The organism is Salipiger sp. PrR003, assembly GCF_010500785.1.
GTDB classification, from domain to species: Bacteria; Pseudomonadota; Alphaproteobacteria; order Rhodobacterales; family Rhodobacteraceae; genus Salipiger; species Salipiger pacificus_A.
This window is the reverse complement of sequence record NZ_JAAGOV010000033.1, coordinates 14,224-25,260: the sequence shown is the minus strand read 5'-3', so window position 1 is coordinate 25,260 and position 11,037 is coordinate 14,224. Positions and strand designations below refer to the sequence as shown.

General features: G+C 68.6%; 9 protein-coding genes. 4 read left to right on the top strand and 5 right to left on the bottom strand.

Translation table 11 applies throughout. The features are described 5' to 3' along the window. Positions 1–35: 35 nt before the first annotated feature. From G0D83_RS09260 to G0D83_RS09245, 4 genes are read right to left on the bottom strand one after another with little or no spacing between them, the layout of a single operon-like run. Positions 36–1,025, bottom strand: coding sequence for an ABC transporter substrate-binding protein (locus G0D83_RS09260; protein ID WP_164192437.1), 990 nt, complete (start codon positions 1,023–1,025; stop codon positions 36–38). 30 nt (positions 1,026–1,055) lie between these two features. After that, positions 1,056–1,979 (bottom strand): lysylphosphatidylglycerol synthase transmembrane domain-containing protein, encoded by a 924-nt coding sequence (locus tag G0D83_RS09255; RefSeq protein WP_164192434.1) that lies wholly within the window; start codon positions 1,977–1,979, stop codon positions 1,056–1,058. Beyond that, complete coding sequence (locus G0D83_RS09250) at positions 1,976–3,610, bottom strand: sulfatase (protein WP_164192430.1); 1,635 nt, start codon at positions 3,608–3,610, stop codon at positions 1,976–1,978. Before G0D83_RS09250 ends, G0D83_RS09255 begins: the two co-directional genes overlap by 4 nt. A gap of 11 nt (positions 3,611–3,621) precedes the next feature. Then, entirely contained in the window at positions 3,622–4,362 is a 741-nt protein-coding gene (locus tag G0D83_RS09245) for a CDP-alcohol phosphatidyltransferase family protein (RefSeq protein ID WP_235939909.1), read from the bottom strand. 102 nt (positions 4,363–4,464) lie between these two features. Here G0D83_RS09245 and G0D83_RS09240 point away from each other — a divergent pair, with 102 nt between their 5' ends. Beyond that, positions 4,465–5,019, top strand: a complete 555-nt coding sequence (locus tag G0D83_RS09240) for a cytochrome b (RefSeq protein ID WP_164192427.1) — start codon at positions 4,465–4,467, stop codon at positions 5,017–5,019. 326 nt (positions 5,020–5,345) lie between these two features. On the opposite strand, the gene G0D83_RS09235 is transcribed toward G0D83_RS09240, so the two are convergent. After that, positions 5,346–6,266: a LysR family transcriptional regulator gene (locus G0D83_RS09235; RefSeq protein WP_108970133.1), complete on the bottom strand. Its 921-nt coding sequence runs from the start codon at positions 6,264–6,266 to the stop codon at positions 5,346–5,348. A gap of 157 nt (positions 6,267–6,423) precedes the next feature. On the opposite strand from G0D83_RS09235, the gene xdhA reads away from it, so the two are divergent. From xdhA to xdhC, 3 genes are read left to right on the top strand one after another with little or no spacing between them, the layout of a single operon-like run. After that, complete coding sequence (gene xdhA / locus G0D83_RS09230) at positions 6,424–7,875, top strand: xanthine dehydrogenase small subunit (RefSeq protein WP_164192424.1); 1,452 nt, start codon at positions 6,424–6,426, stop codon at positions 7,873–7,875. Positions 7,876–7,887: 12 nt separating this feature from the next. After that, entirely contained in the window at positions 7,888–10,212 is a 2,325-nt protein-coding gene (gene xdhB, locus G0D83_RS09225) for a xanthine dehydrogenase molybdopterin binding subunit (RefSeq protein ID WP_164192420.1), read from the top strand. Then, entirely contained in the window at positions 10,209–11,036 is an 828-nt protein-coding gene (xdhC, locus tag G0D83_RS09220; protein ID WP_235939903.1) for a xanthine dehydrogenase accessory protein XdhC, read from the top strand. Before xdhB ends, xdhC begins: the two co-directional genes overlap by 4 nt. Position 11,037 lies beyond the last annotated feature (1 nt).

The following is an 11,037-nucleotide window of genomic DNA, read 5'->3' as shown; positions in this document are numbered from 1 at the left end:
GGCCCACAGCGACCCGCGCGGTCGCGTGACGCGTCCTATCCATGCACCTCCTCCAGAATGGAGCGGTCCCAAAGATCGGGCGAGACGGGTTTGCCCAAAAGCGCCAGCGTCTCGACGTTGGCGGCGACGGTCTCGTCCGTGAACCAGCCGAACCCCTCCGCCTCGGTCAGCTCCGAGAACATCAGCGGCACCTGCCGCTCGGCCTGCAGCTTCTGCGTCGCGAGATCGAGACCTGCTTCGGGGAACATCTCAACCGTGAGCGCGGCGGCGGCTTCGGGATCGGCCTGGTAGTCCTGCCAGCCCATGACCTCGCCCTTCATCAGCGCGACAAGCTGGTCACGGCGGTTGGCGAGGCTGTCCTCGGTGGCGATGTAGGTCTGCGAGTGCACCGCGTAGCCGTGATCGGCGAGCAGCATGGTGACGCATTCCACGCCCTGCATCTCCATCGCCACGGGCAAGTCGGTGGCCCAGCACAGCAGGCAGTCCACTTGCCCCTGCACCAGCGGCGCGGCGTCGTATTGGGTCGGCACCACCTCGATCTCGTCGATCTTTACGCCGTTGATCTCGCAGAGCGCTTCCAGCACCGGGGTATTGGCCAGCGCCATGCCGATCTTCTTGCCAACCAGGTCGGCAGGGCTGCTGACCGGGTTGTCCGGCAGCGAGGCAATGGCGAAAGGGTTCTTCTGCATGGCCACGCCGATGATCTTGAACGGCGCTCCCTGGTTCACCGCCGCGGCGGTGTAATCCGCCGCCGAGATGCCGATCAGCGCCGTGCCCGCGACCACCGGCGGCTCAACCGGCGCGTTTGGTCCGCCGGGCAGCAGCGAAACGTCGAGTCCCGCCTCGCTCCAGTAGCCGTTCTTTAGGGCGATGTAGCTGCCGCCGAACTGCACCGAGTGCAGCCAAGACAGTTGCAGGGCGACGGCGTCCTGCGCGCTCGCCCGCCGCGGCGCCAGCAGCGTGGCTCCGGCCGCGGACAGCGCTCCCCCAAGAAAAAGGCGGCGTGTGGGTGTCAGAAAATGCATGGGACCCTCCCGGTTGGAAAAGAGACTAGCTTAGTCAGGGGTTGAGGCAATGCCGACAGAGGTCCTTGGTGCCGTCTGCGGCGCGCGGCGCAGGAAAAAGGCCCCGGGCAGCGCCGCACACAGGCTGATGAGGCCGAAGGTGATACTGGCCGCCAGCCCCGCCCCGGCGTCCAGGCCGGCAATCGGAAAGAGCGCCGCCGCCGCGCCCTCGCGCCAACCCCAGCCGGCGACAGAGGCCGGCAAAAGCATCGCGGCCAGGATCAGCGGCACGATGAGCGCGGCCTTGCCTATGGGCAGCTGGCTGCCGCTGGCCCGCGTGGCGGTGACGAAGGCGGCCACGGTCAGCACGGCGATGGTGAGCGACAGCGCCGCCTGCGCGGGCCAGTCGCCCAGGAGTGCCGTGTGCGCGGCCCTGCGCCAGCCATTCGCCCGGCCCCTGCGGCTGGCAAGCAGCAAGGCAAGCGCGCCCGGCAGCATGGCCAATGCCGCGGCGGGCAGCCAAAGGCTGGCGGAGAGCCCCGTGACCTGCGCGGGGCGGTCTGAGCCTGCGAGCAATAGAACAGCGCCCGAGAGAGCGACCATCGCCATGCCCGCCTGCCCCGCCGCGCGTTCCAGCACCACCGCCTGCGCGGCGCGACTCAGCGGGCCGCTCCGGCGGCTGCGCGCGGCCCGCGCCGCGTCGCCAAGCACGCCTCCGGGCAGGGTCTGGTTGACAAATTGCGCCATGTAATACTCTCGCACCGCATCGCTCCGCGTCAGCTCAAGCCCCAGGGCCTTGGCGGTTCGCTGCCAGCGCAGCGCCGACAGCAGCGTGACCGCGTTGAGCAGCCCCAGCGTGGCCAGCCCCCACCCTGGCGCGACGTCCAAGAGCCTCTGCAGAGCTTCGCCCCCATCGGCAAGCCAGAGACAGAGCCCGATCAGCGCGAGCGGCAGACAAAGACGCAGCGCACTCATGATCCGTCTGCCCGCTTCTCGGCGCCCGCTTCGCTGGTCGCGCGCAAGAACCGGTCTCGGAACGCGGCCATCGGCCAGACCTCCTGCGCGGCAGCGGGCTTCAACCCTTCTGCCCAGCCCCATTCATCGAAGAGACGCAGCGTATCCGCCGGGCCGATGAGATGGATGGGCACATCCTTGCCGCCCGCCTGCGCAACGAATTCGGCGGGCTGATGGTCGCCAAGCAGGATAAGGAGCGGCGGTAGGCCGCGTGGCAGCGTTGCCCAAGAAAGCACCGTGCGCAGCGTGTAATCGAGCGAGCGGCCATAGTGATCGCGGATGCGGTCCGGATCAGCCCAGACCTGCTTGGGGCTGGGTCCGAGAGTGGCCTCGGCGTCGAAGATGCTGCCATCACCGATTTTTTCCCAAGGCACCATTTGCGGCACCGGCGTCCAGGGGGCATGGCTGGAGATCAGCGCGATCTCGGTCATCAGCGGCTCTTCATGATCGAGGGTCGCCCGGTCGAAAGCCGCCAGCGTGTACTGGTCGGGCATGGTCACCCAGTTGAAGGGCAGCCCGCGATAGCCGAGGTCGGCGGCGGCGCGGATCTCCTGAAACCCCATGGCCGGTCCCTCGGGCCAATCCATCACGATCGCCGGGGCCACCGCCATCGTCCGGTAGCCCGAGCGCGCGGCGAGGGTAAACAGGGTCTGCCGCGCGCTCGCCAGAAAGGCGCGATAGCGCCGCTGGTCGCTGACCTGCACGCCCGCCGCGAGCGTCGCATGGGCCAGCCAGCTCTGGCCGCCCTGCACCGGCGAGGCCAGCCAGCCGGAGCGCGCCGCCAGCCCGGCCTGCGCCAGCGCCGCCTCTCCGGCGTGCAGCGTGGCGAGATGGCGCGGCGCATAGAGCGGGTTGTCAAAGGCCGCGCGTCCGTAGCTTTCGGCATAGACGATCACCACCGGGCGCCCCGCGAGTTTCGACAGAAGATTGCCGCGGCGGGCCCAGGGATCCTCGGCGGCGGCGCGCTCGAACTCGGCCAATGCGGCACGCGCGCGGGCGAAGCCTCGGATATGCTCGGCCGTCAGCCGCGCGGTGAACGCGCTGCCGGGCGGGCGCCAGCCCTGCCAGCCATTGAGCGCCGTGCGGATCTCGGCAGCGCAGAGCAGCGCGAACACCAGCGCGACCCCGCCCGCCAAGAGCCGCAGGCCGCCCGGGAGCCGACTGCCGCTGCGGGCCCATAACCGCAGCGCACGGTAGAGAAGGATCATCGCGCCGCCCAGCAGCAGCGCCAGCGCTGCGCCGATTGCCAGAGCGCCCGCCAGTCCCGCGCTGCCGCGCAGCAAATGCGCCGCGGCCGGCACAAGATGCATGTCCGCCAGCGGATCGAAGCCCCGACCGAAGGCGGCATAGGCGGAAAGATCAGCCAGCTTGAGCGCCGTGATCAGGGTGAGCGCCGCGGTGGCTGCGATTGCCAGCGGCCGGGCGTGCCCGCCAAGCGCCAGCATGCCCAGCAGCAGCACCGGCAATTCCAGCGGCACCATCGCCAGCGCAGGCCAGTGCAGCGCATCCGGGTGGTTCGGCAGGACCAGGACAAGATCGACAAGCACCGCCGAGAGGACAAGCGCCAACCAGAGGCGGAGCGTCGCTGCCATGCCGGGCCCGGTCACCGCCGCCTCGCCAGCCAGAGAACGTCGCGCGCGAAGGACCACACCAGCAGCGCCAGTGCCAGCAGCGCCGCGACCTCGGACCACGGCGGCACGGCCACCGGCGCGAGCAGCGCCGCCAGCACCGCGATCTGCACCACGCAGACCAGCTTGCGGCGGACCCGCTGTGGCAATGGCGCGGTCAGCCACGGCCAGAGCATGCTCGCGGTCACGAAAAGGTAACGCAGGCTGCCCAGAAGCAGCACCCAGCCTCCCGCCGCGCCGCTGCGCCAGGCGACCGCCGCGAGCAACAGGGCAAAGACGCTGTCGACCTCCATGTCGAACCGCGCGCCCCATGGTCCATCCAGTCCGCTGCGCCGGGCCAGCGGGCCGTCGACCCCATCGAGCGCCAAAGTGAGCAAGGCGAGGCAGAAGAAACCCCAGCCCGACGCGCCCTCGGTCAGCCCGGGGCGCGCCAAGGGCACCAGCATGAGCGCCGCCAGCGCCAGCCTGCCGAGGGTGAGCGCATTGGCATAGCCGAGCCGCGGCGCGGTCCAGTGCCGCAGCAGGAAGTGGCCCGCGATGCACGCCCCCAGCCCAAAGCCCAGCACTGGCAGCAGCATCGCCGATCCGACCAGCCACCACGACAGCGCAAAGAGCGCGATCGCAAAGCCAGTGGCCAGCAGCATCAGGGACGCGAAAGGCGTCCTTGCACCGGTCAGAGCCGGGGCGCGCTGCAGGTGGGGCGGCGGCAGATCCATCTCGAATGAAGTGCTGCCATGTCAGAGCCTGTCAAGCACCGCCCTTTACGTTGGGGCAGATACTCACTACGCTGTGACAGCTCAGAACCGGGAGGTGGGCGCATGGCAAGCCTGTCCCAGACAGGGCATTCCCCTCGCTATTCACGTGCGGCTCGGGTGCTGCACTGGCTGACGGTACTGCTCGTCTTCACCACCATCCCCGCGGGGCTGATCATGGTGCAGGAAGGGCTGCCCCGGGCGCAGCAAGACGCGCTCTTTCTCTTTCACAAGAACATCGGCCCGATCATCCTGTTGCTTGTCGCCTTGCGGCTCGCGCTGCGGCTGATCTCTCCACCGCCCCCGCTTCCCGCCACTGTGCCGGCGCTGCAGGCGCTGGCGGCGAAGGGGGTGCACTGGCTGCTCTACATCGTGCTGGTGGCGATGGTGATCTCCGGCATCGTCCGGGTGCAGGCCGGCGGGTTCCCGATGGAGGTCTGGGACCCGCTGCTCGGCGGAATGGTTGGCAAGAACGAGGCGCTGGCAAAATCCGCCAGCGGCTTTCACGAGCTGGCGAAGACCGTTCTGATCTTGCTCATCGCCGTGCACATAGGCGCCGCCGCGCTGCACGGGCTGGTAAAGCGCGACGGGGTGTTCAACCGCATGTGGCCGCCCGCCTGATCTCTCAGACTTCATCCTGCTATGCCTCGGTCCCACCGGCTCAGATGACGACACGCGCGATGTCGCCGCCGAAGACCCGGGAAGGCGCGGCTGTGAATCAGCAAGATGTTCGCGGCGCTGACGACGCAGGGCTGCCTGCCGACCGGCGGCATCCGGCGGCGCAGGCCGCAACGAGACGCCCGGGAAACCGCCCCTCTTCCGTGGCGACGAAAGGGCCGCGATCAAGGGGGCTGAAGCCACCCCTGTCTCTGGTTCACAAGATGCCGTAACTCGGCGCCTGCGATGCAGACCCGTGCGACGATCGTGCGCGCTCCGCCCTCGGCAGGTTATTCCGCGCTCTCACCCCCCGCGATCGACGTCTTCACGGCGGCCGCCATGTAATCGACGAAGAGTCTGATCTTCGGGTCCTGCAATTTCCGATGCTGGAAGAGGCAGCCGAGAGTCGAAGGCATCGGCGGCGTGTCGGGCAGCACTTCGATCAGCGCGCCGCTGCGCAGATGCTGCGCGACCTCGAGCCGCGGCCGGTTGACGATGCCATGGCCGTCCAGCGCCCAGCGGGTCAGCACGTCGCCGTCGTCAGCATCGAAGGGGCCCTCCACCTCCAGTCGGCGCAACCCCGTGGCGGTCCGTAGCTGCCAGAAATACTCGGGCGAACGGGGATACCGCAGAAGAAGGCAATTGTGCCGCCCCCCGAGCAGGTCCTCGGGCGCGGCGGGGATGCCGCGTTTTTCGAGATAGGCAGGCGCGGCGCAGAGCACGCGCGGGCAATCATGAATGTGCCGCAGCTTAAGGTTTGAATCCTTCGGCACCCCGAGGAAGAAGGCCACGTCAAGCCGCTCGCCCATCATGTCCACCAGCCGGTCCGACAGCCGCATCTGCACCTGCACTTCGGGATATCTTTCGGTGAACTCGGGCACCAGCGGCGCGATGATGCGCCGCCCGATCCCCAGCGGCGCCGTCACCCGCAGCGCGCCGCGCGGCGTCTCGGAGAAATTCGCCACCACCGCTTCGGCCTCGTCCACCGAGGCCAGCACCGTGCGCGCCTGATCGTAGAACACGCGACCAACCTCGGTCGGGGTGATCGACCGGGTGGTGCGGTTGAAAAGCCGGACGCCGAGCCGACTTTCCAGTTCCTTGATCCGCTTGCTCGCCACCGCCGGTGTCAGCCGAAGATCGCGCCCACCCGATGTGATGCTGCCCAGTTCGACCACCCGGACAAACACCCGCAGGCTCTCGATGTATTGCATGGTTCGGCTCCTCTGCCCCGGCATACTACGCGCCGCGACAGATCATTATCAACGATCTGTATAAAGTCCTTGGCGAAACCACGCGTATTCAGAGAGAGTGCCTTGCGCTAGCGTCGCCTCCGATCACCCAGCCACATGCTCAGCCACGGAGGGATGCATGACGCACCGAAGCGAGATCCGCTTTCTGCTCAACGGGAGGGCTGTGAGCCTGCCCCAGGTTCCCGCCAGCCAGACCCTGCTCGACTTCCTGCGGATCGAGCGCCGCCTCACGGGCACCAAGGAAGGCTGCGCCGAAGGCGACTGCGGCGCCTGCACCGTGCTGGTCGGCCGCCTGCACGAGGGCGCGCTTCGCTACGAAGCGGTCAACGCCTGCATCCGCTTCACCGCCTCTCTCGACGGCTGCCATGTGGTGACAGTCGAACACCTCTCGGGCCGCGACGGTGCGCTGCACCCGGTGCAGCGGGCGATGGTCGAGCATCACGGCGCGCAATGCGGCTTCTGCACTCCGGGCATCATCATGTCGCTCTACGCGCTCTGGATGCAGATCCCGCAGCCGACCGAAGCGCAGGTGGAAACCGCGCTTCAGGGCAACCTCTGCCGATGCACAGGCTACGCGCCGATCATCCGCGCCGCCGTGGCGGCAAGCCAGTACGGCACGCCGGAGGCCGATCACCTCACCCTCGAGCGGGACCGCGTTGCCGCCGAGCTGACAGCGCTGAAGGACGGGCGCCGCGTCGAGACCGGCCCCGACGACAACCGCGCCATCCTCCCCGCCGATCTTGATGATTTCGCCGCCGCCTATGCCGCGCATCCGCAGGCGACGGTGATCGCCGGGTCCACCGATGTCGGCCTCTGGGTCACCAAGTTCCTGCGCCCGATATCGCCGGCGATCTTCATCGCCCATCTGCCCGAGCTGAAATCTGTCGAGGTCAGCCCGGAGGCGATCACCCTTGGATCCGGTGTCAGCTATTCCGAACTGCAGCCACTGATCGCCGAGCACCTGCCGCATCTTTCCGCGTACTGGGACCGCATCGCCGGCTGGCAGGTGCGCAACATGGGCACGATCGGCGGCAATATCGCCAATGGCTCGCCCATTGGCGACACGCCCCCGGTGCTGATCGCGCTCGGCGCGGAGGTCACCCTGCGCCACGCTGCCGACCGCCGGAGCCTGCCGCTGGAGGCGTTCTTCGTCGACTACGGCAAGCAGGACCGCCGCCCTGGCGAGTTCGTCGAGAGCATCCGCATTCCCTTGCCGTCCCCCGCCACCCGCTGCGCCGCCTACAAGATCTCGAAACGCCGCGACGAGGACATCTCCGCCGTCGCCGCGGGACTCAGCGTGACGGTGAAAGGCGGGATGATCACCGACGCCCGCATCGCGCTTGGCGGCATGGCCGCGACGCCGAAACGCGCCGCAACCGCGGAGGCCGCGTTGCAGGGCCAGCCGTGGAGCGAGGCGACCTTTGCCACTGCCGCGCGCGCCATGTCCGAGGATTTCGCCCCGCTCAGCGACTGGCGGGCCAGCGCCGACTACCGGATGCGTGTCGCGCAGAACCTGCTGCGGCGGTTCTTTCTCGAACAGGACGGTTTGCCCGTCCGCCTGAGCGCCTGAGGGAGGAAAACCATGAAACATCAGCCCAACATCCGCGGCGCGGTCCACGAGGACCGCCAGCACGACAGCGCGATCAAGCACGTCCGGGGCCTTGCCGAGTACACCGACGACATCGCCGAGCCGGTGGGCACGCTGCACGCCTATCTCGGAGTGTCCACCGTCGCCCATGCCACGCTGAAGGGTCTCGACCTCTCGGAGGTGCGCGCCGCGCCGGGCGTCGTCGACGTGCTCACCGCCGCCGACATCCCCGGCCAGAACGACATCAGCCCCACCGGGCGCGGCGACGAGCCAGTGTTCCCTACGGAACAGATCGAGTTCCATGGTCAGCCGCTGTTTGCAGTGATCGCCGAAACCCGCGACGCCGCCCGCCGCGCCGCCGCCTTGGCAAAGGTCGACGCAGACCCGCTGCCCCACGCTCTGGACCCGGTCGCGGCGCAGGCGGCGGGCTATCCGCTCGTCACCGAGCCGTTGAAGCTCGAGCGCGGCGAGGTCGAGAGCGCGATGGCTGCAGCGCCGCACCGGCTGCAGGGGCGGATCTCGGTCGGCGGGCAGGACCACATGTACCTCGAGGGCCAGATCGCCTTTGCCCTGCCCGGCGAGGACGAGGACGTGATGGTGCACTGCTCGACCCAGCATCCGAGCGAGGCGCAGCACATGGTGGCGCATGTCCTTGGCATCCCGAGCAACGCCGTGGTGGTCAACGTTCGGCGCATGGGCGGCGGCTTCGGCGGCAAGGAAAGCCAGATGAACCTCTTCGCCGTGGTCTCGGCCCTGGCCGCCAAACGCCTGAACCGACCGGTGAAAATTCGCCCCGACCGCGATCAGGACATGACCGCCACCGGCAAGCGGCACGACTTCGTCATCGACTACGACGTGGCTTTCGACGGCGCCGGCCGCATTCGCGCGGTCGACGGCAGCTTCGCGGCCCGCTGCGGCTGGTCCTCGGACCTTTCCGGCCCGGTCACCGACCGCGCGCTCTTCCATGCCGACAATGCCTATTTCTATCCGCATGTCCGGCTGCAGAGCCGCCCGATGAAGACCAACACCGTCTCGAACACCGCCTTCCGCGGCTTCGGCGGGCCGCAGGGGGTGGTCGCTGCCGAGCGGATGATCGAGGAGATCGCCTATGCGCTCGGCAAGGACCCTCTGGAGGTGCGCAAGGCAAACTTCTACGGCGATGCTCACGACGGGCGGAACCTGACCCCCTACCACCAGGAGGTCACCGACAACATCATCGGCCGGGTGGTCTCGGAGTTGGAGGAAAGCTGTGACTACCAGCAGCGCCGCCGCGATATTCTTGGCTTCAACGCGCAGGGCGGCGTGCTGCGCAAGGGCATCGCGCTGACGCCGGTGAAGTTCGGCATCTCCTTCACCGCCACCCATTACAATCAGGCAGGCGCGCTCATCCACGTCTACTCGGACGGCTCGATCCATCTCAATCACGGCGGCACCGAGATGGGCCAAGGGCTCAACACCAAGGTGGCGCAGGTGGTGGCCGATGCCTTCCAGGTGGATTTCGAGCGCATCAAGATCACCCGCACCACCACTGAGAAGGTGCCCAATACGTCGGCGACCGCCGCCTCTTCGGGCTCGGATCTCAATGGCATGGCCGCGCTCGATGCCGCCGAGCAGATCAAGTCACGGCTGGTGGAGTTCGCCGCGGGGCACTGGGGCGTGACGCCGGAAGAGGTGCGCTTCGTGCCGGGACATGTGCAGTTGGGCGCGCAGCTTCTGCCGTGGGAGCAAGTGATCAAGGCCGCCTACATGGCCCGCGTGCACCTCTCTGCGGCTGGCTTTTACAAGACGCCCGACATCCACTGGGACCGCGCGGCAGGCAAGGGGCGCCCGTTTTATTACTACGCCTATGGCGCGTCCTGCTCGGAAGTGACCATCGACACGCTGACCGGTGAATACCGCGTCGAGCGCACCGACGTCCTGCACGACGTGGGCCGTTCGCTGAACCCGGTACTCGACCGCGGCCAGGTCGAGGGCGCCTTCGTGCAGGGTATGGGCTGGCTCACCACTGAAGAGCTCTGGTGGGACGACAAGGGCGCGCTGCGCACCCATGCGCCCTCGACCTACAAGATCCCGCTCGCCTCGGACCGTCCGCGCGTCTTCAACGTGAACCTCGCCGAGTGGTCGCAGAACCGCGAGCGCACCATCAAGCGCAGCAAGGCCGTGGGCGAGCCGCCCTTCATGCTGGGCATCTCGGTCTTCGAAGCGCTGTCGATGGCCGTGGCGAGCGTCGCCGACTACCGCGAATGCCCGCGCCTCGATGCCCCCGCGACCCCCGAGCGCGTGCTGCTGGCGGTCGAGCGGTTGGCGGGACGGTCATGAGCACGCTGGAAAACTTCCTCGCCGCGCCCGGCCCCATGGCCCGCCTGCGGCTGAGCCGGGTGCGCGGCTCCTCGCCGCGCGAGCTCGGCTGCGAGATGTATGTCTCCGAGGCGGCGCGTCACGGAACCATCGGCGGCGGCCAGCTCGAACACCGCGCCATCGCCGCCGCGCGGAGGATGCTGGCGCGGGGCGATCTCGCGGAGACGCTCGACCTGCCACTTGGACCCGAAATCGGGCAGTGCTGCGGCGGCAGGGTCGAGGTCTCGTTCACCCGGATGGGCGCGCAGGACCGGCGCCTTGCGCTGGCACGCGCGGCGGAGGAGGCCGCCGCGCTGCCGATGGTGCAGATCCACGGCGCGGGCCATGTCGGCCGCGCGCTGGCCGATCTCATGCAGCACCTGCCCGTCCGCTGCCTTCTGGTGGACGAGCGCGCCGAGGAGCTGGCGCTCTGCGCCGCGAAGGTCGACACGGTGCTCAGCGCCCTGCCCGAGCTGGAGATCGCCATGGCCCCGGCGGGCAGCGCCTTCATCGTGCTGACACATGACCACGCGCTCGACTTTCTCTGCGCCTCCGCGGCGCTAAAGCGGCAGGATGCGCGCTATGTCGGGCTGATCGGCTCGGCCACGAAACGCGAGAAGTTCCGCCGCTTCGCGCGGAATGAATGCGACGGGCTCTCGGACGAGGCCCTCACCTGCCCGATCGGCGCACAGGGCAGCCGCGACAAGCGCCCCGAGGTGATCGCCGCCTTTGTCGTGGCCGAGGTGCTCACCGCCCTCACCCTCCAGCAAGGCGCGGCGCGGCCCATGGCTTTCGCCGCAGAATAAC

Excerpts from the sequence above, each read along its gene's own strand:
- G0D83_RS09260 (WP_164192437.1), bottom strand. The coding sequence starts at position 1,025 with ATGCATTTTCTGACACCCACACGCCGCCTTTTTCTTGGGGGAGCGCTG.
- G0D83_RS09255 (WP_164192434.1), bottom strand. The coding sequence starts at position 1,979 with ATGAGTGCGCTGCGTCTTTGTCTGCCGCTCGCGCTGATCGGGCTCTGT.
- G0D83_RS09250 (WP_164192430.1), bottom strand. The coding sequence starts at position 3,610 with ATGGCAGCGACGCTCCGCCTCTGGTTGGCGCTTGTCCTCTCGGCGGTG.
- G0D83_RS09245 (WP_235939909.1), bottom strand. The coding sequence starts at position 4,362 with ATGGATCTGCCGCCGCCCCACCTGCAGCGCGCCCCGGCTCTGACCGGT.
- G0D83_RS09240 (WP_164192427.1), top strand. The coding sequence starts at position 4,465 with ATGGCAAGCCTGTCCCAGACAGGGCATTCCCCTCGCTATTCACGTGCG.
- G0D83_RS09235 (WP_108970133.1), bottom strand. The coding sequence starts at position 6,266 with ATGCAATACATCGAGAGCCTGCGGGTGTTTGTCCGGGTGGTCGAACTG.
- xdhA (WP_164192424.1), top strand. The coding sequence starts at position 6,424 with ATGACGCACCGAAGCGAGATCCGCTTTCTGCTCAACGGGAGGGCTGTG.
- xdhB (WP_164192420.1), top strand. The coding sequence starts at position 7,888 with ATGAAACATCAGCCCAACATCCGCGGCGCGGTCCACGAGGACCGCCAG.
- xdhC (WP_235939903.1), top strand. The coding sequence starts at position 10,209 with ATGAGCACGCTGGAAAACTTCCTCGCCGCGCCCGGCCCCATGGCCCGC.